We start from the raw sequence: 25,826 nt of genomic DNA, 5'->3' as shown, positions 1-25,826 counted from the left end.
TTGCCCAAAAGCCGGACAAAATGCCCCGATTGCGGGTCGCTCCGCTTGACAGGCAGGGCCCTTGTTTGTACTCAGGCATATACTATCCACCTTCCTCCTGACAAGCTTTTTTGCGGAGACACAATGGACGAGATGCAGGCATGGCAGGCCGCAACCCTGGGGCAAAGGGCCGTGGCGGCACTGGTCAGAAACGGCTTTACGGCGCAGTTTCTCGCCAGCGGCAGGGAGGCCGCAGACTACGTGCTCTCCCGGGTGCCGAAAGGCGCCAGCATTGGTTTCGGCGGTTCGCGCACGGTCCAGGAGCTGGGGCTCGCCGCCACGCTGAGTGCCCGCGGCCACACCGTGTTTGACCACGGCCGGCCGGGCCTGAGCAGGGAAGAGCAGGTCGCCGCCCGCTACCGCCAGCTCACGGCAGACATCTTCGTCTGCAGCAGCAACGCCGTCACGCTCCGGGGCGAGCTGGTCAACCGGGACGCTGTCGGCAACCGGGTGGCTGCCATGATCTTTGGCCCCAAAAGCGTCTTTGTCATCGCGGGCGCGAACAAGCTGGTGCGCGATCTGGAGGAAGCGGAACGCCGCATCCGCCTGGTGGCCGCACCGCTCAACAACCGGCGTTTTGCCACCAAAAACCCCTGCGTGCAGCAGGGCGAATGTGTGGAGTGCCGCAGTGAGGCCCGCCTGTGCAACATCACCACCGTCATCAGCCGGCGGCCGCCTCTGACCGACATGCACGTCCTGATCCTTGGCGAAGCACTCGGCTTTTAGCACGCAATGCACGACCTGCTCCAGCATCTTGTGCAGTGGCGCCTGCTTCCTCTGGGCTCGGTGGAATTCGTCTCCGTCGAATTCGCGCTCTTCCTGCTGCTGTTTTTGCCGCTGTACTGGGCCTGCGGCCACTCCTTCCGGGCGCAGAACGGGCTGCTGCTGGCGGCAAGCCTGGGCTGGCTTCTGCTTCTGAATCCGCTCTTCGCCCTGGTGCTCGTGCTGTACTCCGGCCTGATTGTCGCTACGGCCGCCGGGCTCCATCGCGCCGTGCAGAGCGCGGCGCATGATCCCGAAGTCGGCCGGCCCTGGCTCCTTGCCGGCATTGCCTTTGCCCTGGTCCATCTCGCGCTCTACAAGTACGCCGGCGCCTTTCGCAGCCTGATGCCCCCGGCCTTTCAGAGCGGCACGGCCAGGATTCTGATGCCCCTTGGCCTGTCGTACTACACCCTGCAGAGCCTGAGCTACCTGGTGGCGCTGTACCGCCGTCGCATCAGGCCCTGGCCCTGGTACGAGGTGCCGCTCTATCTGGCCTTCTTCCCGACCGTGAGCGCCGGCCCCATCTGGCGCGCGGACAGCATGGAGAGCATCGCGGGCGAGGGCTGGGCCGCGGATCCCCAACTGCACAGCCCCCGGCAGCCGGTCCGGCCGGCGCTCGCCTTTGGGCTCCTGTTTCTGGGGCTGCTCAAAATCTGGTGGCTCGCCGCCACGCTGAACGACGGCTTTGTCGAGCCGGTTTTTGCCAATCCGGACAGTTTTGACAGCTTCAGCATTCTGCTCGCCATTTACGGCTATACGGCGCAGCTCTATCTGAACTTTTCCGGCCATGCCGATCTGGCCATCGGCACGGCCATGCTCCTGGGCTTCCGGCTGCCGCCGAACTTTGCCGCGCCCTTTTTTGCCCACAACCTGCGCGAGTTCTGGAGGCGCTGGCACATCAGCCTGTCCACGTGGATCCGCGACTATGTCTACATTCCTCTGGGGGGCAGCCATGCCGGTTTCCGGCGCACCCAGCTCAATGTCATCCTGGCCATGTGCCTTTCCGGCCTCTGGCACGGTTCGGGCTGGTGCTTTTTTCTCTGGGGTCTGCTGCACGGGCTGGGACTCGTGGCGCTGAACCTGGGCGACGCCTTTTTCGACCGCCGCGACGCATTGGCCGAGACCTGGCCTGGCCGGGCGCTCGGCATCCTGTGCACCCTGAGCTTTGTGGCCTTTGCCTTTCTCGTGTTTCGCAGCGAAACTCTGGACGAGGTGGTCGGGGTTCTGGCCGCGCTGCTGGCCCATGTCGCCGTACTGCCGCCGCTTGGCTCCGTGATTGCGGCCCTGTTGCTGCTGCTGGCCCTGCTCAGCTGGCCGCTGTGGCAGATGCTGTTCAGGGGGCTGGTCTGCCTGCTGGAAGAGATGCCCATGCTGCTCTGGTGCCTGCCGCTCGGTCTTTTGGCCTTTTTCCTGCTGATTGTCGCGCCTTCCGGGGTGCCGGGCTTTATCTATGCCACCTTCTGATCCGCAACAGGCAGCGGGCCGGCGGACAGGCGCCAGGCTCGCTCTCGTGCTGGCCCTGACCGCGCTTTTTGGCCTCTGGCTGGCGCAGGATTCGCTCTCCGCCTACTGGCAGGAGCACTACTACCGGGCATACCCGCTGGCCTGGCTTGAACGCTTTGCCCTGTGGCGGAGCGGGAGTCTGCTGCATGACCGGGCGGCGGCACGCTGGGCCGACAACGATATCGCTTGGTTCTACAGGTACCTGTTCGTGCGTTACGAGGCCTTCCGAAAACGGGGAGACGAACCGGTCGCAGCCGGGCCGGAAAGGCCGGACCTGGTGGCGGATGTACGGCCCGGGGCGGCGGCCGGAGCCGGGGACAGTCCGCCCGCTGCGCCGGCCCCGGCCGCTTCTCCCGGCCTCCGGCCTGTGTCCTCACCGGCTGCCCTGTCCCGGCTGGAGCCGGAAAGGCCCCACAGCGGCGATGCGGAGCCCATGATCCGGCCTGAGGATCCGGCCCGGCCGCCCTGCATCCTGCACTCCGGCGCGGCGGTCTTCTTTGGCGGCGATTCCCTGATGGAAGGCGTGGCCCCGCACGTCGCCCACTGGCTTTTTCGCCAGGGCATCGCCTCCTGCAACAAGAGCCATCGCAGTACCGGTCTGTCCTATCCCAACAAGGTCAGGGACTGGCCGCTGGAAGTGGAAAGGAGCCTTGAAGGCAACCCGCAGATCAGGCTGGTCATCATGTTTCTGGGGCCCAACGACCCTTGGGATTTCCCGGATCCGGAGGAGCCCCGGGGCAAATTCCTGCGCTTTCGCTCTGCAGCCTGGGAAAAGGTGTACCGGGAACGGATCAGCCGCATTCTCACCGCCGCGGAACAGCATCAGGCCAGGGTCATCTGGCTGGGCCTGCCCTACATGCGCCAGCCGCAATTCGACCAGCAGATGAGCTATCTGGACGAAGTCATGCGGTCGGAAACCGCGGGCCGCGCCCTGTTTCTGCCCACCAGGGATCTGTTGTCCAGCATCGGGGCCTACAGCGACGACATGCCGCTTGGCGGCAGGGCCGTGACCGTGCGTGCCCGGGACGGCGTGCATTTTTCGCCCAGGGGCCAGCGCATTCTGGCGCAGGCCATCCAGCAGCAGATCCACATCCTTCCGAAAGAACCGCAAGATCAGCACCTGTAGGCAGACCATGTTCCGCATCCGCAGCCAATCGTGCACCCTGGCGGGCCTGGTGGTTCAGGCCCTGATCCTTGTCCTCTGCGGCAGGGCCATGGCCTCGCCGGAGGCGGCCATCCGCGCCTACGAAGCGGCGCAGGAGAGCAGGGTCCTGCTGTCCGCCCCGGCCCCGCTCTCCCGGCGGGTGGACGGGTCCGGCCTGATCAACTTCGGCCCGGCCGCACCGCCCTGGCTCACGAAACTCCGCGACCTCAGGCAGCGGGGCACTGGCGTTTTCCGCATCGTGCTGCTGGGCGATTCCCATACCGCGTGCTCCTATTTCGGCGATGCCCTCAGGGAGCGGCTGCAGGGCAGACTGGGCAATGCGGGCTTTGGCTGGATGCAGCCCAATGCCGCGCGCGGCCAGTATGTCGCCCTGATGTCCTACAGGGGCGAGCGCTGGAGCACCAAAAGCAGCCGCGAGGGCAGCGGCGACTTTCCCCTGGGCGGCCTGGTCGCCCAGGGCAGCGGGACACTGACCCTGACGCCGAAAAACGGCGACAGGCGGCCCATGAGCCTGAAGCTCATCGCCCGCTGTGACTGTGGGACAGGCCGGCTCGTGCTCCGGGACGGCGAGGGCCGGCAACTGCTCCTGCCCGTGTCCGGCGCGGTCGCGCAGCGCGGCTGGCAGGTGCTGGAAGCCCACTGGGTGGCCCTGCCCCTGAGTTTCATCGATCCGGAGGCATGCTGGCGCATCGGCCCGATCGGGCTGGAACTCGAAGCCAGTCCTTCGGGCCTGACCTTGAGCGCCCTGGGCATCAACGGCGCGGAGCTGCATGAAAACCGCAAGTGGCGGAGCGGCTGGCCCCGTGATCTGGCTGCGACGGCTGCGGATCTGGTGATTCTGGAGTACGGCACCAACGAGGCCTTTGGCAGGAAGAACGTGGATATTGCCCAGCTCGCCTGGCACTGGCGCCAGAGCATCCGCAAGATTCGCTGGGCGCTGCCCGAAGCCGGCATTCTGATCGTGGGCGCGCCCGAGGCCCTGCAGGATGCGACCGCTGGCTCCTGCGGCGAGCGGCCGCTGCATCTGGACAGGGTGCAGGCCATGCAGAAAAGTGTGGCCCGCTCCAATCAGGCCCTGTACTGGTCATGGCAGGAGGCCATGGGCGGTTCCTGCAGTATGAGGCGCTGGATGAGCCAGGGGCTCGCCCTCCAAGACGGCGTGCACTTCAACCAGGCCGGCTACCGGCAATTTGGAGCCGCCCTGGCCGAGGCCATTCTGGAGCTGGCGGAGTAAAACCAGGGGCCTGGAGCCGCTCCGCGATCCCTGCTTGACAGTGCGCCGCAAATGGTATTTTAAGCGGCATTCAGGCTCCACTGCCGTATACCCCGGCTGGTGGAGCGCCTCTGCTCTTCCGGAATGCGTGTCATGAAACCATCCCTCTGGCTTATCGTCGTCAACCTCTTTCTGGTCTACATTTCCTGGGGCTCCACCTATATCGGCCTGAAATTCACCCTGGAGGTGCTGGGGCCCTTTACCACCTGCGGCGCCCGCATGGGGCTGGGCGGCTTTCTGCTCTGCCTGATGCTGATGCTCACGGGCCGCTGGCGCTTTCCCGCCCTGGCCGACTGGCGGCATGCCGCCGGCTATGGGGTGCCGCTCGTTGTCATGGCCAGCGGTTTTCTCGGCAAGGGCCAGATGAGCATCGACAGCACGGTGGCTGCGGTCATCTCCGGCAGCACGCCCATCACCATGCTGGTGGCGGCCTGGCTCTTTGCCGGCGAAAAGCGGCCCTCGCTCCCGCAGTGCTTCGGTCTGGCCACCGGGCTGCTCGGGCTGGTCTTGCTGGCGACCAGCCATGGGGCGGGCAGCGGCATCAAAAGCACGCCAGGCGGCATGCTCTGGGTGCTGCTCGCCACTTTCGGCTGGGTGGCCGGCTCGCTTTTCATGCGGGGACGCAACCTGCCCACCCGGCTCTCGCCGCTGGAATCCTGCGCCCTGCTCCTGCTCATGGGCGGGCTGGAATCTCTGGCACTGGCCTTTGTCTGCGGCGAGGCCAGCATGGTGCATTGGGAAAATCTCAGGCCCTCCGTACTGGCCGCCTTTTCGTGGATGGTGATCGGCGGGGCCATTCTGGCCTATTCCAGTTATTTCTGGCTCCTGAAACACACCTCCATTGCCACTGCGGTTTCCTATGAATACGTGGTGCCGGTGATTGGTCTTGTCCTGGGCTGGCAGATCGGCGGCGAGAGCGTGAACAGCCAGATGGTGCTGGCCTCCTGCCTCACTGTGGGTTCGGTCTTCTTTGTGATGTGGCACAAGCGAAACGGCTGAGGCTGCCAGCCCCCTTGGCGGGGATGAGGCAGGAACGGTCCGCTGCCTTTGGCCGGTACCGGGGGGCGACATGGGCAAGTCCCCTGATTCAGGGGCAGGACGCACGCTCCGGGGCTGGAAGCCCGGAGACTGTCCTGTCTCAGCTAAAAAATTGCGGATGCAACAGTCCGACAGGCCTTTTGGAGCACATTGTTTTCACCTGGGCCGGTGCGGCGGAGCTGGCCGGTAACTTTGCGGATGACTACTACCCGGAGCAATGCCTGTCGCTTGCGGGATAGCCGGGCTGCTTTTCCGGCTTCAGGCTCTGTTTTTTTCCGGCCGACATTGCAAATAACGGATTGCAAATACCCCCAAGAATTTGCTTTAATGAAAGTGAACTTGGCAGCCTCATCGCCGGCGGGATGCAGGGCCGGGATGAGCAAGACAGGAATTCGGGCTGAGGCATCAGCGTATGACAACAAATGAAGAAAAACCTAAAGGTGGACTCTCGAAAATTGTCAAAGTCGTAAAGAGTGAATCTAAAATGAGGCTTACGCAAGAGAGAAAGTTGCTTGTCATCATGCTTGCTTTATACTATCCCTTGGCATTCCAGTATAGAGACTATTCTGATTATATATTCGGACTTTATTTCTTTGTAATAATATGCTACCAAATTAAAATTGAAATATTTAAATAAATAGGATATGCAATGAATAAAGATATTGAATTGTATGGATGCTTTGCAGTAACATTCTTTCTTCTTTTCTGGCATCTCATAGTTATACATCTTGCCAATCCGTTGAAAAAGTCACTGCAATGCGCATGGCGAGTAAAAAACCTCGTAAGGCTGAAGAGCTACTCACTGATTCTGCGTCATTTAAAATTTGCAATTCTTGTAGTTTGGAACCTGAAATATAGTTTCCAACGGGCTGCTATGCAGCAATATTTTTTAAAAGATACTCCCACTTAATCATGTTCTTCCTGAAAGATAATATTGTTAATATCTTTGTTATTATAGTTAATATTAATAATTTAATATTTACTTTGGCAATTATTTTAATTTTTGTAGAGTATATTTCTATTAAAATAAATAAACCTATTGATTTTAATTTAAAAATATCAAATATAATTTATAGTTGTTATGCTGTCTGCGGCGTAATAATGGTTTATTTTGTCTTAGGAAAGATGATGTTCATTGAAAAATATCATTATTTTCATGAATTCTTTCTGGAGGAGGCTCTTATTCCTATAGCTTGGTTAGGAAATAAAATTATGGGTCCTGTAGTTAGCAATAGGCATAAGAATAAAAATAAGTAACAAGAAAAACATAAAATGTTAATTCCTAGATTGTCAATCCAAAAGCAACAGGCAAATTGATAAAGGCCTCCCGAGGGATACGAAAGCCAAGACACTTTCTGGGGCACTTGTTCAGACCTTCTACAATCCGTAGAACATTATCGTTTCGCACACCCTCTGTTGCTGTAAGATGCTTGTTGCCCACAGGTGTCAGTCTCCTTCGCTGATTGTGCTTGCAAATCTCATTCTGGCGAATAACTGCCGTCTATGGGCTTTTTATCTTCTCCCAACCCCTCCTGTTGCCTTTAGATTGTAAATTCAAGGAGCAAATTATTTTCACCTGGGACGGGGTGGCGGATGTGGCCAGTCGCTTTGCGGATGACTACTACCCGGAGCAATGCCTGTCGCTTGCGGGATAGCCGGGCTACTTTTCCGGCTTCAGGCTCTGTTTTTTTCCGGCCGACATTGCAAATAACGGATTGCAAATACCCAAGAATTTGCTTCAATGAAAGTGAACTTGGCAACCCCATTGTCGGGCGGAGGCATCAGCGTATGACAACAAATGAAGAAAAACCTCAGAATTGATTGTTAGGAATTATCAATAGGCGCACTTGCAATTTGAAGGCACTGCCTCCTTCTGGCTGGTTGGTGTTTGATACTGTCAACCCGACCAAAATGTCGCCTTGTCCTTTCAACTATTTCTTCTTTTTCGAGGGTGGTGCATTTACAGCTAGATTCTGCCCTCATATCTTCAAACGCCCCGCTTGGAGGTGAAAAAATGCACCTTTCATTAAGTAAAATTTTACGTTTTATCTCAATAGCTATTGGTTTTATGCTGTGGTGGTATGGTATCATAATGTTTCCAGCTGCGCTAGTTTTTGATCCTATATTTTTCTATACATATATTACAATTTTATTTACATATACTTTCTTTATGTATAAATTGAAGATGATTAGTAGAGTAGTAGAGAAATGTTTTATTATTATGGTGGTATCAATTCCAATTATGCATATAATAATATTTATATGCATATAATAAACATATTTTATTTTTAATAAGATTTACTATCTCTAACCAAAGGTAAGATTATGGATGAAAGATTTTAAGAGGAAGGAATAGCTCAGCAATATCTCGATAAATTTTAAGATCCAGAAAAGACTTGGCAGCAAGCAGTTGTTGATAGGTGTAGAAATAATTATGCAAATGATAGTTCAGGATTTAAAATGCTGAACACTACTTATACGTTTATTTTATCACATCATCAGGTGAACTTGATGCGCTCAGTGCATCTTTTTTTAACATCAAGTTATTATTTATATAAAAAAGGAAAAGGACAAGTTTATAAAAATCAATCACCGGCTACTGTAGATCAAATAAAAGCTGGAAAGGAATGTGCGTTTGACAGAGCAAAGGAATATAGAAAAACTCATTTTGCACCACTGCTGTCCCACTAAATTTGGAATAGCGATAACTGGTTGTTGTGTAATGGTATTTTTTGTTTTTCCGGACAAAAAAGTTCGTCTAAATCCCGCCGTTCAAACAAATTGAGCTGAACAAGCCGTAAAACCTGCAGGATAGATTGCCCCAGGCGACTGCGAAATTTGATGAAGGCCACCAGAAGATACGCGCACAACGCGATCCACAGCTGCGTCCGCACCGCGTTCATGCTACCGCCCACGAAGCTCTTCACCTTCAGGTGCTGTTTGATCCACTTGAAGAACAGCTCCACTTGCCACCGCTCCTTGTACAGTGCCGCCACCGTGGTTGCCGCAATATCCACCGCGTTGGTCACAAACTCGTCTTCCTCACCTCTCGCTTCATCCAGAAAGCGGACTGTCCGGAACACGCCCTCCACTCCTCTGAACCGGATTTCCCGGTCTTCCAGGATACCCGCGCTTTTGCACCCCCGGCGTTTCGCGCCAGACTGCACCGCAGCACCACGCTTCAGGCGTGTGACGAAATGCACACCATCCTTCGTCAAGTCCTGATACCACTGGTAATCCGTGTAGCCCCGGTCAAAGACCACCCAGGAACCTCGGGGAAGACGCAGTTCACGCGCCTTGTTGATCTCGTGGACTCGCCCTGCCGTCATATCCACGAAGCTGGGCAAATAGCCGTCCGCCGCAAGCCCCACATGCAACTGCATCGCCCCCTTGCTGGCGCGGTACGTGGCCCGGCGAAACAGCGAGAGCGGCAGCTCAATCACCGTGGCATCAAGGAGATAGACCTTGCCGCCGTCTTTGAAGCGGAACTTTTGGTTGGGAGGCGCAAGCGATTGACAACGAGCCAAAAGCGCTACGAACACCTTTTCGAACAGCTAGGCGGCTGTCTTTTCATTAGCCCGCGCCAGACTGGAACGACTGAATGAGCCGAGGCCCAGATGATACAGTTTGCGACTTTGCGGTGAAAAGGCATCCACAATGCCGCGTAAACTGTCGCGTCCAGCGAGTTGCCCCACCAGCATGGCCACAAACTGCGTCCACGCAGAAAGGGCGCGGCGGTGTTTCTTTGGTTGAACCGCCCGGCGGACTTGCTCAAATTCATGTCTCGGAAAAACTCTAAGCAATTGGCCGACAACCGTGCTACAATATCCCATGGCTTGGACCTCTTTGGTTTTAATGAACTTTTTGTCAAATCCATTATACCACACCAGGGGCTCCAAGCCTGTATTTTATCCCGAAATCATTGATATTTTGTGGGACAGCAGTGAACATTTACAAGTTTTGAGTATTCATTCTTGAATGCTAAGAATAGCTTCTGGCAGGCCAGGGCTTTGTGCGGGCGGGCTGACCTGGAAGTACGGGGAGACGAGGAGCCGGGACTGCAGAAGCCGGGGCACGGGGGTATTCCAGGGCGGAGGCGGCTTCAGCGGTCAGGGCCAATGCCGCGCCCGTGTCCCCGGCACTCCCTCCTGCGGCGCAGTGTGCTGAAAATGTTCGGGAACTGACAGACGTTTTGCTGCGGCCCACATATGCCGAGCAAAGGCAAGGGAACGCTGTTCCGCACTTTTTCCGGGAGCCTGCGCCAGCCCTTGGCCGGATTTTCAGGCAATTGCCAAAGCGGAAGCAACGGGGTAATCTGGCGGAGCAAAAAACAGGAAAGTCTGAACCCCGGAGATGTTTATGGCAGAGCAGCAAGCAGACAGGGCAGTTCCAACGCGGGCCGCACCTGCAAAAAAGCAGCGTAACACGTTGCTGGTGCTGGCTTGCGCTGTCATCTTCTGGATGTACACCATTTTTCTGATAGTTCATCCGCTATTGATGGGCTTGCAGTATTCATTCTGGGTGGTTCTAGGCTATTTGGCATACCGCAATTTCATTCTGGAAGACTTAGAATATCCTGTTTGCCCCTATCAGGATAAGGTGGTGGCGCGATGGAGGCAAACCTATTTTTATAGATTACTCTATGTAAATACCACACAAAAAGAAAGCTGGCTACCTTTTTGCAGGGCAATTTTTTATTTGTGTATTATTGGATCTATTATTATTACTATGATAAGATTTCTTTCTCCTTTGGCCATAAACCGGGATACATATTATGAAAAAGGTTATATAGAAAAAATTGAACCAATAGATCGATTAAGCTTGTGTGGAAGCGCTATTATATACATAAAAAATTTTAATGGAATATCAAAAAAAATGTATATAAATTTATCGGAAAAAAAGTTTAATGAATTGAACAATTATGATGAATTTACATTTGAAATATCATATTCAAAAGCTAATCGTGTTTTAATGTGTGGTAATTATAATTATATATATTCACTGAAAAAAAATGATTTATATATACTAAAAATAAATGCTGATTTGCGTGAAAAAGTAGATGCATTTTTTACAAGCATATTTTTTCTGTGCTTTTTCATGTCCATAATTTGGTTGATTCCATTTTTTTCGACATACGACAAACGGAATTCCACCTCGTAACCCACAGCAGATTACAGGTGAGAATATTACAGCCTTCAAATTTTCTCCTTTCTGGACATTATGCAGGGGGCGCTGCACCAGACTGGGGTATCAGGGGTACGGGTATGCCCAGGGCGGCGCAGAGGCCACGCAGCATTTCCCACTGCCGGGGCTTGCCGGCGGTTTCAAAATCGTCGCCAAGGCAGCGCATGCAGCCGGCCAGCAGGCGGGCCTGTTCTTTGGGCGCGAGGCTGGCCAGCGCGTCCACTGCTCTGTCCACCACCGCGAGGCCAAGGGCCGAAGCGGGCAGCAACTGTTGTCCGCTGAGCCCCGTCTCGGCGCAGGCGGCCTGAAAAAGTGTTGCCGCTTTCTTTTCCTGGTCTGCCGAGAGATGGGCACAGGCGGAAAAGACCACGGCCGCCGCCTCGCCCACGGCGGCGAGTTCGTGCAGCCGCGATTTTGGGGGCCGGTATTCGGGCAGCATGGTGTGCAGGTACTGAATCACCATTTTGCCCAGGCACCACTCAAACAGGCTCACCTTTCCGTCTGCCCGAATCAGCGCCTGCACATTGTCCAGAAAGATCCGGGCCTGCCTGGCGCTCAGGCCGCGCAGGCGGGGCAGCGCCAGTTCGGCCAGCGCTACCTTGTGTTCCTCTCTGGCATAAACGCCACTTTGCACGAGCCGCTCGAGCTCGGCATGGACACTCTGATCTGCCGCATCTTTGAGGCAGGCCAGTTGCTTTGCTCTAATCTCATGGCACTCATCCAGCAGCAGAAAAAAGATAAGGGCGTGGGCTGAGTAGGGATTCCGGCTTGCCTGATGGAGCAGCTTGGGGAAGCTCTTTTTGAGTGCGCGCGCCGCGGCAAGCTGGCCGGCGCTCAGGAAGGAGGCCGAGAGCATGGCCGCTTCGGCGGCCGGCCCGGCGCCGCTCCGGACGCCGCCCCCGCCCTGGCCGGAGGCTGCCGTTTCTTCGGGGCCTGCCGAAGCAGCCTGCGGAAAAACGCCGTCCCAATCAGGCAAAAGGCGTTTGATGCGGCTTGCCAGCGGTGGATGGGCGGCCAGGAGCCGGGAGAAGAAAAGATGTTCCTCCGTGTTGCAGAAAAAGGCATGGCTCATCTGCTCGATGTTGCGGTGGCGCAGTTGTCCGCCTTTGCCGCTGGCGCCAATCTGCAGCAGCGCGCCGCCGATCCCTCCGGGATTTCTGGTAAATTGCACGGCTGCCGCGTCGGCCAGATATTCCCGCTGTCTGCAGATGGCCGCCTTGATCAGTCTGCCGCAAAGGCAGCCGAAATAGCCGGCGATCATCAGGCCCAGCCCCACCAGGGAAGAGCGTATGGAAGGTCTTCTCACCTCCCATGATTCCTGGTTATCGGAATGGCTCAGGCCCCGGCCGATGAGGCCCAGCAGCATGATGCCGTGCAGCACTCCGGCCATGCGCACGTTCAGGCGCATGTCGCCGCTGAGGATATGGCTGAACTCGTGGGCGATCACCCCCTGGAGCTGCTCGCGGTTCAGGTGCTCCAGGGCCCCTGCGGTAACGCCTACGACCGTATCGCTTGGTTCGAAGCCTGCGGCAAAGGCGTTGATGCCTGCCTCCGGCAGCAGATAGACCTGTGGCGCGGGCACTCCGGCTGCCAGCGCCATTTCATCGACAACGTTGAGCAGTCTCCTGCATGCCGGGTCCGGATCGTCATAAAAGATGGGCTGGCCGTCCAGCATATGGGCCACCGCGTCGCCTCCGCCGGACAGCGCGGAGATCTTGTAGGCAGTGCCGCCCAGGATGAGCAGCAGCACGGCCAGGTTGATCCAGAACAGGAACTCGAGGGTCCAGCCGCCTGCATCGGCAGACATGTCGCCTGAAGAATCGGCCAACAGCGTGTGCAGACCCAGGCCGTAGAAGAGCACCAGATCGGTGAAGGCCAGGATCAGCAGAATGGCCACGCCGAAGAGCACGAACAGCTTCGTCGTATTGCGGCGGGCACAGTCCTGGGCAGCGAAAAAATCCATGGCCATAACTGAAGCGGCGGCCGGCTAGAAGCTCACCCTGGGCGCCTGCTGGATCTCCTGGCTGTTGGCGAATTCCAGGAGCGCCGCGTCTTCGCCATGGCCGAAACTGCCGGCCAGGAGCACCGCGGGGAAGGATTGCCGGTAGGCATTGTAGGCCATCACCTGGTCGTTGTAGGCCTGACGGGCAAAGGACACCTTGTTCTCGGTCGAGCTGATCTCTTCGCTCAACTGCATCATGGTGGCGCTGGCCTTGAGATCCGGATAGGCCTCCATCAGCATGTTGAAGCGCCCCAGAGCCTGGCTCAGGCCCTGTTCCGCACCGGCGAGCTGCTGCAGGGCAGCGGCATTGCCCGGCGCGGCTGCGGCCTGATCGAGGCCGGCCACCGCCTGATTGCGTGCGGCGATGACCGCCTCCATGGTCTCCCGTTCGTGCCGCATATAGGCCTTGGCGGTTTCCACCAGGTTGGGTATGAGGTCGTAGCGGCGGGTGAGCTGCACCCCGATCTGGGCAAAGGCATTCCGGTAGCGGTTTTTCAGGGCGACGAGCTGGTTGTAGATATGCACGCCGTACAGCACCACGGCCACGGCAAGGACAAGGACAATCAAGGCAAAGGTACCCATGGCATCTCCTGCGAAAATTTGCGCATCATGGTTTGGATTGTACGATAGCTGCGCGGAGGAATACAGCACAGCCTGTCTGCCCGGAAGAAGCCCCGGCGCCGCAATGCCCCGCCCTGCCGCCCGCTATGCCGCTGCGCCGGGAGCGCATCCGGCTTGGCGGACAGGCTGGCAGGGCTGCCGCGACAGCACCCCCGCGGCAAGTCGGGAGCAAGCACCGGCCGGGCCGGCGCCTCCCCTGAGTTCGTATGCTTTACGAGGCCTCCTGTCAGGCGCTGGCCTCCAGTTTCTCCAGGTTTGTTTCAAAGCGCACCAGCACGTCGTTCGCCTCCACGGCCTGGCCGGCCTTGACCAGCACCTCGGCCACGATGCCGTCTATCGGCGAGGGCACGCCGCTTTCCATCTTCATGGATTCCAGAATCACCAGGCTCTGGCCGCGGAAGACGCGGTCCCCCTTCTGCACCGGCACATCCACCACCAGGCCGGGCATGGGGCAGAGCAGGGCATTGCTTTTGGCCTTGTCTCTCCTGTCCGGCATGTACTGGATGAGCGCCCACTCCCTGGGCGTGTAGACTTCAAAGATCTGGGCAATGCCGTTGAAGGAGGTGAAGATGAAGGGATCCTCGAAGCGGAGCCGGAAGCGGTAGGTCTGGCCGTTGATGACCAGTTTGAGGCGGCGGCGGTAGAACTGGAAGTAGGGAATGCGCACGGCATAGCGCTCCTCGCCGATCCGGATCATGCAGATCTCGCCGCTGACCGGTTCGCTTTCCATGACGATATCGAACTGCGCTCCGCTGGTGCGGCACTTGTAGTGGATCTTTTTCCGCCCCTCCAGCGTGGCGCCGATGTCCGAGACCAGATGCTTCAGGGATTCCCGCACTGCCACGGTGCGGCTGTGGAACACCAGGGTGGTGGCCAGCGCGGCCAGGGCCAGATCTTTGGGATTGGGCTCGGCCCTGGCCACGCCGCCGTCGAAGTGCTGGGCAATGAAGTTGGTGCTGAGATCGCCTGCCGCGAATTCCGGCATGGAGAGCACCCGGGAGACAAAGTCGATATTCGTGGCCAGGCCCTCGATGTGGTAGCCGTTCAGCGATTCCAGAAGCAGGCGTCGGGCCGCCTCGCGATCCGCGCCGTGGCAGATGAGCTTGGCCAGCATGGAGTCGTAGTACACGTCGATCTTGCTGCCGATGTTGACGCCGCTGTCCACGCGCACCCCCTCTCCGGTGGGGGCTGCGTAGCGGGTGATCATGCCGGTCGAGGGAATGAAGCCCCGGCTCGGGTCTTCGGCGCAGATGCGGGCCTCTATGGCCCAGCCCCGCAGCCTGATGTCGCTTTGCCTCAGGGCCAGGGCCTCGCCGCTGGCAATCCGGATCTGGAGTTCCACCAGATCCAGACCGGTGACCATTTCCGTGACCGGGTGTTCCACCTGCAGCCGGGTGTTCATCTCCAGAAAGTAGAAATTCTGCTCCCTGTCCATCACATATTCCACCGTGCCCGCGTTGACGTAGCCGGCCTTTCTGGCCAGGGCGCAGGCGGCCTCGCCCATGCGTTTGCGCAGTTCCGGGCCGACCGCGGGCGATGGCGCTTCCTCGATCACTTTCTGGTAGCGGCGCTGGATGGAGCATTCGCGCTCGCCCAGATACACCACATTGCCGTGCACGTCGGCCAGCAACTGAATCTCGATGTGGCGCGGATCCTCGATGTAGCGCTCCACAAAAACCCGGGTGTCGCCAAAGGCCTTTTCGGTCTCCTTGCGGCTGGCTGCGAGTGCTTCCTGCATTTCCTCCGGCCCATGCACAATGCGCATGCCCTTGCCGCCGCCGCCGGCCGCGGGCTTCAGCAGCACCGGGTAGCCGATTTCCCCGGCCACGCGAATGGCCTCCGCCTCGTCGGCAATGGCTTCGATGTGGCCGGGAATGACCGGCACCCCGGCTTTTTTGGCCAGTTCCTTGGAGGTGATCTTGTCGCCCATCAGTTGCACCGCTTCGGGCGGCGGACCGATCAGGGTGATGCCGGCCTCTGCGACCGCTCTGGCAAAGGCCGCGTTTTCCGAGAGAAAACCGTAGCCCGGATGAATGGCGTCCGCACCGCATTCCCTGGCCGTGGCCACAATCCTGTTGATGTCCAGATAGGATTTTTTTGAAGAGGATTCGCCGATGAAGATGGCCTCGTCGGCCAGCCGGCTGTGCACGCAGCGGCTGTCGGCGTCGGAATAGACGGCCACGGAGCTGATGCCCATGCGGTTGCAGGTGCGCATGATGCGGACAGCGATTTCCCCACGGTTGGCAATCAGAATTTTCTTGAACATGGGTCACCTCACAGGGGAATGTTGCCGTGTTTGCGGGCCGGAGCGTCAACCCGTTTGCTGTCGAGCATCTGCAGGGTGCGGATCAGGTGCACGCGCGTGTCTCTCGGGAAGATGACGTCGTCGATATAGCCCCGTTTTGCCGCCAGGAAGGGGTTGGCAAAGGCGGCCCGGTATTCTTCCATTTTCTGGTTGAGCAGCTCCTCCGGGTTTTCGGCGGCCTGGATTTCCTTGCGGTAGATGACCTCGGCCGCGCCCTTGGGGCCCATGACCGCAATTTCCGCGGTGGGCCAGGCCAGGTTGACGTCGCAGTGGATGTGCTTGGAGTTCATGACGATGTAGGCGCCGCCGTAGGCCTTGCGCACGATGACCGAGATCCGCGGCACCGTGGCCTCGGTGAAGGCGTAGAGCAGTTTTGCGCCGTGGCGGATGATGCCGCCGTGCTCCTGATCCGGGCCGGGCATGAAGCCGGGCACGTCGACGAGCGAGATCAGGGGGATGTTGAAGGCGTCGCAGAAGCGCACGAAGCGGCCGGCCTTGAAGGAGGCGTCGTTGTCCAGAACACCGGCCAGCACCGCGGGCTGGTTGGCCACCAGACCCACGGTCTGCCCGCCCAGCCGGCCGAAGCCGCAGATGATGTTGCGGGCAAAACCCGAGTGCACCTCCATGAACTCCGCGCCGTCCAGAATGCTTCTGATCAGCACCCGCATGTCATAGGCCTGACTGGAGTCCCGGGGCACCAGATAGTCGAGGGCCGGATCGGTGCGGTTGGCCGCGTCGCTCAGGTCGTGGATGGGACAGCGCTGGCGGTTGCTGGAGGGCAGATAGTTGATGAGCCGCCGCACTTCCCGCAGGCAGAGGATGTCGTTGGGCACCGTGAAGTGGGCCACGCCGCTTTTGGTGGCGTGCGCCGAAGCGCCGCCCAGCTCTTCGGCGCTGATGTCCTGGTGGGTGACGGTCTTGACCACGCTGGGGCCGGTCACGAACATGTAGGACGAGTCCTCCACCATGAAGACGAAGTCGGTGATGGAGGGGCTGTACACCGCGCCGCCGGCGCAGGGGCCCATAATGCAGGAGATCTGCGGCACCACGCCGCTGGCCCGTACGTTGCGGTGAAAGATCTCGCCGTAGGAGCCGAGCGCATCCACGCCCTCCTGGATGCGCGCGCCGCCCGAATCGTTGATGCCGATGATGGGCGCGCCCACCTTGACCGCCAGATCCATGACCTTGCAGATCTTTTGCGCGTGAGCCTCGCCCAGAGAGCCTCCCAAAACGGTGAAGTCCTCGCTGAAGACAAAGACCTCGCGGCCGTCGATGGAGCCGTGGCCGGTGATGACGCCGTCGCCCAGGTAGGTTTTTCCTCCACCGAGCGCGCCGCCGCGGCTGGCCTTGAGGGCGTCGAATTCCTCAAAGGTGTTTTCGTCCAGGAGCAGGTCAATGCGTTCCCGCGCCATGAGCTTGCCCTTTTTGTGCTGGGCCTCCCTGCGCGCCGGACCGCCGGCGTCCAGAGACTCGGCGCGCAGACGCTCGAGGGTTTGCAGGGTCGTGCTTTCCTGAAGTTTCATGTATCACCTCGTCATGGTCAAACTTGTAGGGACGCGGGAGCAGGCCCCTGGCGTGGCCTTTGCCGCTGAGGGCCCGGCGGCCGCAGAGCCGCAATGCGGCCCGGGCACGTATAAAATACGGAAAGTTCGCCGCGCGCAAGAGAAAGTGCGGGCGCGGTCCGGAAAAATGGGCCGGGAGCACCGAAAAACGGCGGAGGCCAAAAAGCGCGGAGGCTGGGGGCCGGGGCCCTACAGCCTTTTCCGGCGCTTGATGTCCAGGTAGGTGTTGACCAGCAGGGGCGGCAGTTCGGCTGCGGTGCAGTCCAGGGACAGACAGCCCTGACGGCCGAGCTGGAGCGCGAAGCGGCGGCGGGCGCGGCTATAGGCCAGAAGCGCCTGCCAGCGCAGGGCCTCGTCCGGCCCCCGGGGCTCCTGCCGCAGGCAGTCGGCCACTTCCTGCTCCATCAGATCGCCGATGACCAGAAGGTGCCGGCGGCCGAGCTGCCGGGCCAGCTCCTCCAGGCGCTCATAATCTTCGGCGCGGCTGTTGGTGAGGAGAATCACCAGCGAGCGGCGTTTCAGCCGGGTGGCCAGCTCGCGGGCCAGGGCCTGGTAGTCCGCGGCCACGGTCTCCGGGAAGAGGCGGGTGCTGGCCAGCAGCAGACTGCGCGTGGCGCCCGCCTTTTTGCCGGGCGGCTGCCAGAGGATGGTATCGCCTGCGGCCATGAAGCCCACGCTGTCGCCCTGCCGCGCCGCCACGTGCGCCAGCAGCAGGGCGCTGTTCAGGGCCTGGTCGAACAGGCAGAGGCCCCTGCCCCGGTGCCGCATCCGGCGGCTGCAGTCCAGGGCCAATACGACGTTTTGATCCCGCTCCTCCTGATATTCCCGGGAGATCAGCCGTTGCAGGCGGGAGGTGGCCTTCCAGTCGATGAGCCGGAGCGGGTCGCCCGGATTGTAGGCCCGCAACTGCTGGAATTCCTGGCCTTCGCCGTGCAAGGCCGCCTGCCTGATGCCCATGAGCCCCAGTTGCGCGCTACGGGCCAGGAGCGTGTAGCGGTGCAGTTCGCGGAAGTTCGGAAAGACCCGCACCCGGTCCGGACAGGGCAGGAGCCGGCTCTGCCGCCAGAGCCGCCACGGCGAGAGCACGAGCGCATCCAGCCCGGCCAGTTCAAAGTCGCCCCGCTGGCCTGGCCGGATGCGGCAACTGATTGCCACCTTGTGCCCCGGGGCGAGGCTCAGGCTGAAGTCCTCCGGCGCCAGCTCTATGCCTGCGGGCCAACGGTCGGCAAGCTGCGCCGTGAAGCCGCCCGGCCCGGCATTGACGAGGCTGATGCCGAACCCGGACCAGACGTTCAGGGGCAGGCTCCGGCGCAGCCGGCGTTCCACCCTGATTTCCGGCTGGCAGCGCTGCAGGCGCAGCAGATCGACCAGAGCGGGCAGCGCGGTCAGGGCCAGCGCCAGCAGGAACATCCAGGGGCCGGCCAGCCACAGGTCGGCCAGCAGAGCGCAGAGCAGCGGCGGGATCAGCAGCAGGGGCAGATTCGGGCCGGGGGTCAGACGCATGGGCTTCAGCTTCTGGGCGCCGGGGTGGCGGCGATGAGGTCCTGCAGGAGATCGTCTGCGCTGTAGCCTTCCAGTTCCATGTCGGCCGTGAGTTTGACCCGGTGACGCAGCGCCGGCAGGGCCATGCGCTTGAGGTCGTCCGGGATGACATAGGCCCGGCCGGCGATCAGCGCCGCGGCCCTGGCCGCAGCCAGCAGGCCGATGCCGCCGCGCGGCCCGGCCCCGTATTCAAAGCCGGCCCATTCCCGGGTGGCGCGCACCAGCCGCACGCCGTAGGCCAGAACCTCCGCGTCCACGGTCAGGGCGGCCAGCACCTGCTGCAGGCCGCGGATGTCTTCCGGCCGCGCCACGCCGGCCAGCCGGGAAAGATCCATGCCGCCCGGATTCGCGGCTGCCGCCTGCACGATGCGGAGTTCCGCCTCAGCCTCCGGATAGCCCACGTGCAGCTTCAGCATAAAGCGGTCCAGTTGGGACTGGGGCAGAGGATAGGTGCCTTCCTGTTCCAGGGGATTCTGGGTGGCGACGACCAGAAAGGGCTCCTCGAGCGGCATGCTGCGGCCTTCGATCGTCACCTGCTTTTCCTGCATGGCTTCGAGGAGCGCGGCCTGGGTCTTGGCCGGCGCGCGGTTGATTTCATCGGCCAGCAGGATGTGGCAGAAAATCGGGCCGCGCCGCATTTTGAATTCGCCGCTTTTCATGTCGTAGAGCACGTGCCCGGTGATGTCGCTGGGCAGAAGGTCCGGCGTGAACTGCACCCGGTTGTACTGTCCGCCGCTCAGGACGGCCAGGGTGCGGGCCAGCAGCGTTTTGCCCAGCCCCGGCACGCCTTCGATCAGGAGATGCCCGCCGGAAATCAGGGCGGCCAGCGCGCCCACAAGCGTTTCTTCATGCAACTGCACCGTGGCGGTGACGCCGGTCTTCAGCCGCTCGATCATTTCCTGCGCCCAGCGCAGGCCTGCCTCCAGCCCTGCCATCTCTGCTCCTTCATAAATGGGTGGACGTATTCGTTCCCTGGCGCGGCCGGGGCTCTCCAGACAGATCCCTGCCGCCCGCCTTCGCCCGCGCCTGATGCAGGCGGGCCCGATACAGCGCTTCCCGCCCGGGGATGCGGTTTGTTATGTCCTGTGCCGCCCCGACCCGGCCCGGCGCAGGGACTGCTTCAGCCGGAACATGTCCCGACTGAGCCGGAGCAGCTCGTCCTCGTTCTGCACGACCGGCCCTGGCGCTGCGCCCGCCGGGCTCCGGCTGCCGCTTTCGGAGAGCTGCGCGCCCGGCGCGCCGTCATCCCTCGGGTTGCGACCGCTTTGAAGCCGCCGCTCCCGGGCCAGACTTTCCTGATTGTCGGCCAGCAGTCTGGCCGCCCGGTTGATTCGCCAGGCGAAGCGGCCCGCGCCGGTGAAATAGGCGAGCACATCGCGCCGGGCCGGCTCCGGCAGCGGCAGCGGCGGATGCAGCCGACTCTGGCGCTGCCAGATCAGCACGGCCAGCAACAGCAGCAGCCCCGCGAGGGTGGTGGGATAGCGGTGCAGCACCTGGCGCAGCAGCGAATCGGCCTGCCCCTGCCCAGGCAGCCACAGACAGACGGCCTTATGGCCGCGCACCAGGGCGCTCAGCAGAAAGGCGTTGTCCCTGCCCCTTTTGCCCAGCCCCTCCCCGGTAAAGGGCTGGATGCCGCTGAGGAGCGTGACCCGGCCCTGGCCCAGCCGGAAGCGTTCGGCCCAGTCCCCCTGCGACCGGAAAACGGGATTGGGCCCGAACGGGGGGGGCATGCCCATCCATTCATAGCAGCCCTGATGGGAGTGATGCTGGTCGCAGTCCCGCATCAGCTCGCCGTCCAGCCGCCATTCCGGCAGAAAGGGCGGCTGGGGCGCCAGACTGGGCGGGCTGCCGATGTCCAGGATGACCGGCTGGCCCAGCACCGTGCCGCGCAGCAGAAGATCCCCCCGGCCGGGCGCCTTGTCTCCGGAGAAACGGACTGCGCCCACGCGCCGCAAGAAGTTCTTTTGCTGTGGGGAAAGCGGTTCATCGGGGGCAGGCACGATCAGATGCCCGCCCCTGGCCACCCAGCCCAGGAGCCGCAGGTGCAGGTCATCCCGGCCGGATGTCGGCAGGGCATAGAGCATGAGGGTGGTATCCGGCTCCGGCAGGCTGGCAAAAAAACGCAGACCTTCCCGCTCCGCCACCTCGTGACCGGTGGCGCGCAGATAGGCGGCCGAGGCGGCGAAAGCCGACTGTTCCCTGCCGCTCCTGTCCTGCACCTGCACCGCCTTTTTTTCGTAGTTGGCGCGAAACCAGAGGACAGCGAGCAGGAGCGGCAACAGGGCCAGGACGCTGAGCCAGCCGCGTGTCGGGCCGAATCTCATGAAAAGGCCTCCCGGTAGCCCTGGGCCAGTTCCCGGTGGCAGGCTTCGCTGAGTTGCTCGTGGCCGTAGGCGGTGCGGATCCAGCAGACGGTGAGACTGCGGAAATAGCGACTTTTGGCGGCCGCACCGGAGCGCCTCACCTCACGCTCGCATTCCAGCTCGGTCATGGCGGTTTCGAGCGGCAGGCCATCCTCATGGATGAAATGGGAGAGCGCGGCCCGGTACAGCAGGGCCAGGGCATCACGGGGCCGGCCCCGGGCGAAAAGCGCCAGGCTCGCCGCCGCCGGTTCGGCCGGCAGGCTTTCCGGCCGCAGGTCCAGACCAAAGAGCATGTCGGCTTTCTGCCTGGTGGCGCTTGGGGCCGCTGGGCGCAGTTGCAGTCTGCCCAGCCGTTTCATGTGGAACAGGTACGCGGCGAGGCCGCCGCCCAGCACCAGCACGACCAGGATCCTGCCCAGCTCGGCCGCCCCCTGGACCAGTCCCCGGAGTCCGGAAAAATCCCGCCTGTCCAGCCATTCGATGAATTTTTTCAGCCAGTCCGGCTCCTTCCTCTCCGGCTGTGGTTTTTCCTTTCGTTGCCAGCGGTACTCGGTTCTGGTGGCCGGCCTTTGCTCCAGTTGCAGTCTGCGCACCAGGCGGCGGGCCTCCTCGGGCGTCGCGGGCGGATGAGCCGGCCCGGCTGCCTGCCCCTGCCCCTGCCCTGTCCCTGTGGCCGCATCCAGCGGCCCGGCCAGCAGGAGCACAGCGGCCAGGGCGCTCAGCAGGAGGGCGGGGCCGTTTGGCTGCCGTCTCGCCGGTCTCATGGCCCTGCCCCACCAAGCCGCTGGTTCAGGGCGCGCAGACCCAGCTCCAGATCCCAGGCTTCAAGTTCGATCCGGCGGGAAATGTAGAGCATGAAGCCGCAACTGGCCCAGAACGGGGCCAGGAGGGCGGTGGCGAGTAGCCAGGCTCCGGTCAGGAGGGGCGGCCAGGTGAAGGGCGCTATGCCCTGCAGGCTTTCCGGCACCAGATGCATGGCCGCGATGGCTGCACCCAGGGCGAGGACGAGCGTCATCAGCAGGGCGATCAGGTGGCAGAACTCGCCGCTGTTCCGGCCGCGGCCCAGTGTCGCCACCCGGCGACCGCTCTCGCCCCGGGCCGGCCCTTCCAGCAGCAGCACCGGATAGGCGAAGTGCCGAAAGGGGCTCAGGCGGAAGCGCAGCAGGCCCAGGCAGCCGCCAAGACCACAGCGCCGCCGGAAGGCCCTGAGGGTGGGCCGGATCTGTGGTCGCGCGCCGAACAGCGCCCCACCGAGCCAGAGCATCATGGGGCCTTCGCTGAGCGGCTGCAGGAACCAGAACGCCGCGAGCACGACCCAGCCGGGCCGGCACCAGAGGATCATGGCCAGCACGGGCAGGATGGGGAGCATGCCCAGAAGCCAGAGCCAGAGGAGCGGCGCATACCAGCGCCGGGCCAGGAGAATCCCCAGATCCAGAGCCTGCCACACGTTCCGCCTGCGCAGGCGGACCAGAGCCGCCTCAAGCTGCATGGCCCCGCCCGGAAAGGCAGAGATACCCGAGCACAGCGCACCAGTTCAGGGCCGAAAAGCCGTACTTCACAGCGGCTGACAGGGGCAGGGCCGACCAGAAAGCCTCGATGGCGGCGGCCAGCACCAGCATCAGTGCCCCGCCCAGCACCAGTTGCACGGCCTGAGGCGCAATCTGACGGAGTGCGTCCACGCGGCGCAGCGGGCCGGGCTGCACCAGCCTGAGGCCCAGCATCAGCCCGGCCGCGCCGCAGAGGACGACGGCGCTCAGCTCCCAGGGACTGTGCCCAACCACATAGGGCCAGAAGCTGGCCGCATAGGGCGGATGCGAGAGATGGCCGGCCACACCGCCCAGGATCATGCCGTTGTAGCTGAGGAAGAAGAGGCTGCCCAAGCCGAAGAACAGCCCGCCGGCAAAGCACTGGAAGCCGATGCCGATATTGTGCTCGATATAGTAGCCAAACATGGCGGCATCGCCCTGCGTGCCCCGGCCCTGCTCGATCAGCTTCTGATTGCTGTACATTTTCTCCATGTTTCGCACTTCACTGGCCGGCATCAGGCTGTAGACAAAGGTGTCGTCCCGGTAGGCGCCATAGCCCAAAACGAGCGCCGGCAGGAGAAAAAAGGCCAGACTGAGGGCGACGAAGCGCCAGGCCCGCCGCACCCGGCAGGGAAAGGTGACGCCGATGAAGCGGATCAGATCCCGCAGCCCCTGGCCACGCTGCTGGTAGATCAGGTGATGGCCGCGCAGGACGAGGGTGTGCAGCCTGCCTGCCAGACCGGTGGTGTAGCGGCGCTTCAGCGCCAGACCGTAGTCGCTGCACACCTGCCGGTACAGGGCCGGCATTTCTTCCAGCTCGGCCTTTTGCCTGGCAGACAGTCTGCGGCCGGGCAGCTCGTCCAAAAGCCTTTCCAGGCGCTGCCAGCGCGGGCTGGCCTCTGCTTCAAAGCGGGACTGGTGCATCGGGATTTCCTGCCCGCTTGAGCGGGGCGCTGCGGACCGGGGCCGGCTTGCCGCCGCGGAGGAACCAGTTGCCGAGCCGGAGCAGTTGTTCCCGGGGCTCCCCGCCGCCGGTGAGGGCCGGCACGAGAGCGGCCAGCTCGGCTGCGCGTTCGCCGGGCAGATCGGCCTCACGGCTGCAGAAGTCCAGCACGAGCTGCTGTTCGGCGAGGCTCAGCGGCTGGCTGGGCGCGAGCGGCCGCTGCTCCGGAATCCGCTCCTGGTCGGGGGACGGATCCTTGTAGACGACGAGCGTGCCGGCAGCCATGTCGCCCAGCCGCTGCAGCCTGGGATGCACCAGCATGGCGGCCAGACCCAGGGCATAGCAGGCGGGCAGCAGGTCTGCTGCCCGAAGGATGTTGCGGAGCATCGCGGCCGTCCAGTCCAGGGGGGCGCCGTTTTCCCGCACCACTTCGAGCCCCAGGAGCCGCTTGCCGGGCGTGGCGCCTTTTGTGGCCTCGAAGAAGACCGGATACAGCCATTCGATGACAAAGAGGCAGATCAGATACGCGCCACGGCCCGCGCCGCCCCACAGGTTCAAAGGCAGAAAGAGCAGGAGGCAGAGTCCCATCCTGAGCACGAAATCGCAGCCCCAGGCCAGGCCGCGGGCTGCCGGGCCGGCCAGCTCCAGGCGCAGGGCCACGCCTTCGGGCGTTTCATAGGTGAAGATCGTGTCCAGGGGGGCGGCTGCCGGCTCAGAGTTCTTCATCGTAAAAGCAGTCGATGGTTGCGGGGTAGCTCATGATGAAGAAAATGGCGACCAGCGGCAGGGCCGGCAGAAAAAAGAACATGGCCAGCAGGGCGCCGCCCAGATACAGACCCAGGGCGACCAGCAGGGCCAGACCCAGGGCAATGGGCACGACCAGCAGCCCGAGATTCAGAAAGAGAGCCCAGTTCCTGAGGCTGGCCATCAGGCTCTTGCCCATGGCGCCCATGGCGCTTTCTCCGCTCAGCGCCACCAGCGCGGGCGCGAAGAAACAGGCGGAAACGAGCGGCAGGGCCAGGAACAGGGCGCCCAGGCCCAGTCCGATCCGGCCGCCGCTGTGGGCAAAGGCTTCGGGCCAGGAAGAGCGCAGCAGGAAAAGCCCCAGCGCCAGCAGACCCAGATACAGGAGCGCCAGCAGACCTACGCCCATCTGCTGGCCCGCGTTCCGCTGGAAACCGGCAAAGACCCCGCCGGCCAGGATCTGCTCGCCCGCCTTGTGCCGCTGCACCATCAGAGTGATGCCGCCCACGAAAACCGGCAGCAGCAGGATGGTGACTGCCGCGGAGATGGCAGGGGGCAGGGACGGGTATTCGCTCGCAAAGAGCAGAAGCATCAAAAGCGGCAGAAACAGCACGGCCGCAGGCAGATAGAGCGCGGCCAGCGCGGCGGAAACCCAGATCGAGGGCAGGGCGGAAAAGATGTCTCTGGCCTCTTCCAGCCACTGCCGGCCCAGCTCGGCCGGCAGTTGGTCGGCGCTGTCGCGCCAGATGCTCACGGGTGGCGCATCGCCCCCGGCCTGTTGCGCCGGCTCCGCCTGCTGTGCATATATGCCTGTGGGCGCAACCCGGGGGGGCATTTCGGGATCGAATTCCGGAACAGGCGCCTGTGCCGCCGGCTGGGCCTGCCGGCCCCGTGCCGGGGCTGTTCCGGCCCGGGAAGGCGGCGCGGGCCTGGACATTCCGGCCGCTGCCCCCGATGGAGCCGGCTTTGTCCGCGCCTGCGCTTCTGGGGCAGCGGCCGGCGCGGGTGCTCCGCTCGGCCGCAGACCGGAGCCGATGCCCAGCGCTCTGAGCTGCAGGACATAGGCGCGCCCCTGTTCCAGACTCAGGCTCCGCTTGACGAGGCGGGGCCTGCCGGAGTTCAGCAGCGTCAGGGCCTGTTCCGGGCGCAGGCCGGCTGCCCGGGCAAAAGCTGTTGCCGCCTTTTGGCTGTCTGCACCGGGCAGCAAGGCGCCGGCCAGCCATACATCCACCCTATCCATACCCCCCTCTCCTT

Annotated in this window: 20 protein-coding genes and 1 pseudogene; 8 read left to right on the top strand and 13 right to left on the bottom strand. The window is 61.7% G+C overall.

The genetic code is table 11. From position 1 onward, the window contains the following. The first annotated feature begins 123 nt into the window (after window positions 1-123). The 7 genes from CAY53_RS05950 to CAY53_RS12570 all read left to right on the top strand — a co-directional run bounded on the left by CAY53_RS05950 (window position 124) and on the right by CAY53_RS12570 (window position 8,471). Window positions 124-765 carry a lactate utilization protein gene (locus CAY53_RS05950; RefSeq protein ID WP_104936351.1) on the top strand — a complete coding sequence of 214 codons (642 nt, stop codon included), beginning with the start codon at window positions 124-126 and terminating at the stop codon, window positions 763-765. Window positions 766-771: 6 nt separating this feature from the next. After that, window positions 772-2,265, top strand: coding sequence for an MBOAT family O-acyltransferase (locus tag CAY53_RS05945; protein WP_219842741.1), 1,494 nt, complete (start codon window positions 772-774; stop codon window positions 2,263-2,265). After that, on the top strand, window positions 2,252-3,430 hold the full coding sequence (locus tag CAY53_RS05940; RefSeq protein WP_146106421.1) for an SGNH/GDSL hydrolase family protein: 1,179 nt from the start codon (window positions 2,252-2,254) through the stop codon (window positions 3,428-3,430). The genes CAY53_RS05945 and CAY53_RS05940 overlap by 14 nt, the downstream gene beginning before the upstream one ends. 7 nt (window positions 3,431-3,437) lie before the next feature. Continuing rightward, the gene (locus CAY53_RS05935) at window positions 3,438-4,703 is read left to right on the top strand and encodes a GDSL-type esterase/lipase family protein (RefSeq protein WP_104936349.1); all 1,266 of its coding nucleotides are present in this window, start codon (window positions 3,438-3,440) and stop codon (window positions 4,701-4,703) included. Window positions 4,704-4,835: 132 nt separating this feature from the next. Next, window positions 4,836-5,741 carry an EamA family transporter gene (locus CAY53_RS05930; protein WP_181040449.1) on the top strand — a complete coding sequence of 302 codons (906 nt, stop codon included), beginning with the start codon at window positions 4,836-4,838 and terminating at the stop codon, window positions 5,739-5,741. A 951-nt stretch (window positions 5,742-6,692) separates the two neighbouring features. Beyond that, window positions 6,693-7,037 carry a hypothetical protein gene (locus CAY53_RS05915; protein ID WP_104936345.1) on the top strand — a complete coding sequence of 115 codons (345 nt, stop codon included), beginning with the start codon at window positions 6,693-6,695 and terminating at the stop codon, window positions 7,035-7,037. Window positions 7,038-8,240: 1,203 nt separating this feature from the next. Next, entirely contained in the window at window positions 8,241-8,471 is a 231-nt protein-coding gene (locus tag CAY53_RS12570) for a hypothetical protein (RefSeq protein ID WP_146106420.1), read from the top strand. On the opposite strand, the pseudogene CAY53_RS05910 reads toward CAY53_RS12570, so the two are convergent. After that, window positions 8,468-9,613, bottom strand: a pseudogene (locus CAY53_RS05910) (IS4 family transposase). The gene CAY53_RS12570 and the pseudogene CAY53_RS05910 sit on opposite strands and share 4 nt — an antisense overlap. 526 nt (window positions 9,614-10,139) lie before the next feature. Here CAY53_RS05910 and CAY53_RS12565 point away from each other — a divergent pair. Then, window positions 10,140-10,940, top strand: a complete 801-nt coding sequence (locus CAY53_RS12565) for a hypothetical protein (protein WP_146106419.1) — start codon at window positions 10,140-10,142, stop codon at window positions 10,938-10,940. Window positions 10,941-10,998: 58 nt separating this feature from the next. Here the strand turns inward: CAY53_RS12565 and CAY53_RS05900 are convergent, their stop codons facing one another. The 12 genes from CAY53_RS05900 to CAY53_RS05845 form a co-directional block, all read right to left on the bottom strand. After that, window positions 10,999-12,927 (bottom strand): M48 family metallopeptidase, encoded by a 1,929-nt coding sequence (locus CAY53_RS05900; protein WP_181040448.1) that lies wholly within the window; start codon window positions 12,925-12,927, stop codon window positions 10,999-11,001. 24 nt (window positions 12,928-12,951) lie between these two features. Beyond that, on the bottom strand, window positions 12,952-13,548 hold the full coding sequence (locus CAY53_RS05895) for a LemA family protein (protein ID WP_104936342.1): 597 nt from the start codon (window positions 13,546-13,548) through the stop codon (window positions 12,952-12,954). Between the two features lie 265 nt (window positions 13,549-13,813). Further along, window positions 13,814-15,853, bottom strand: a complete 2,040-nt coding sequence (locus CAY53_RS05890) for an acetyl/propionyl/methylcrotonyl-CoA carboxylase subunit alpha (RefSeq protein WP_104936341.1) — start codon at window positions 15,851-15,853, stop codon at window positions 13,814-13,816. Between the two features lie 8 nt (window positions 15,854-15,861). Continuing rightward, window positions 15,862-17,415 carry an acyl-CoA carboxylase subunit beta gene (locus tag CAY53_RS05885; RefSeq protein WP_104936340.1) on the bottom strand — a complete coding sequence of 518 codons (1,554 nt, stop codon included), beginning with the start codon at window positions 17,413-17,415 and terminating at the stop codon, window positions 15,862-15,864. A gap of 228 nt (window positions 17,416-17,643) precedes the next feature. Further along, complete coding sequence (locus CAY53_RS05880) at window positions 17,644-18,957, bottom strand: DUF58 domain-containing protein (protein WP_104936339.1); 1,314 nt, start codon at window positions 18,955-18,957, stop codon at window positions 17,644-17,646. 5 nt (window positions 18,958-18,962) lie between these two features. After that, on the bottom strand, window positions 18,963-19,931 hold the full coding sequence (locus tag CAY53_RS05875) for an AAA family ATPase (protein WP_104936338.1): 969 nt from the start codon (window positions 19,929-19,931) through the stop codon (window positions 18,963-18,965). Between the two features lie 141 nt (window positions 19,932-20,072). Beyond that, on the bottom strand, window positions 20,073-21,320 hold the full coding sequence (locus CAY53_RS05870; RefSeq protein WP_104936337.1) for a DUF4350 domain-containing protein: 1,248 nt from the start codon (window positions 21,318-21,320) through the stop codon (window positions 20,073-20,075). Then, window positions 21,317-22,123: a DUF4129 domain-containing protein gene (locus tag CAY53_RS05865; protein WP_104936336.1), complete on the bottom strand. Its 807-nt coding sequence runs from the start codon at window positions 22,121-22,123 to the stop codon at window positions 21,317-21,319. The genes CAY53_RS05870 and CAY53_RS05865 overlap by 4 nt, the downstream gene beginning before the upstream one ends. Continuing rightward, window positions 22,120-22,848: a hypothetical protein gene (locus tag CAY53_RS05860; RefSeq protein WP_104936335.1), complete on the bottom strand. Its 729-nt coding sequence runs from the start codon at window positions 22,846-22,848 to the stop codon at window positions 22,120-22,122. Before CAY53_RS05860 ends, CAY53_RS05865 begins: the two co-directional genes overlap by 4 nt. Continuing rightward, window positions 22,838-23,809 carry a stage II sporulation protein M gene (locus tag CAY53_RS05855; protein ID WP_104936334.1) on the bottom strand — a complete coding sequence of 324 codons (972 nt, stop codon included), beginning with the start codon at window positions 23,807-23,809 and terminating at the stop codon, window positions 22,838-22,840. The genes CAY53_RS05860 and CAY53_RS05855 overlap by 11 nt, the downstream gene beginning before the upstream one ends. Continuing rightward, window positions 23,790-24,554, bottom strand: coding sequence for an RDD family protein (locus CAY53_RS05850; RefSeq protein WP_104936333.1), 765 nt, complete (start codon window positions 24,552-24,554; stop codon window positions 23,790-23,792). The genes CAY53_RS05855 and CAY53_RS05850 overlap by 20 nt, the downstream gene beginning before the upstream one ends. Further along, window positions 24,541-25,812, bottom strand: a complete 1,272-nt coding sequence (locus tag CAY53_RS05845) for a hypothetical protein (RefSeq protein WP_104936332.1) — start codon at window positions 25,810-25,812, stop codon at window positions 24,541-24,543. Before CAY53_RS05845 ends, CAY53_RS05850 begins: the two co-directional genes overlap by 14 nt. Window positions 25,813-25,826: the final 14 nt, after the last annotated feature.

This window comes from Desulfobulbus oralis (assembly GCF_002952055.1).
GTDB classification, from domain to species: domain Bacteria; phylum Desulfobacterota; class Desulfobulbia; order Desulfobulbales; family Desulfobulbaceae; genus Desulfobulbus; species Desulfobulbus oralis.
Note: the sequence above shows the minus strand (reverse complement) of the source record. Positions and strands in the feature narration are given on the sequence as shown.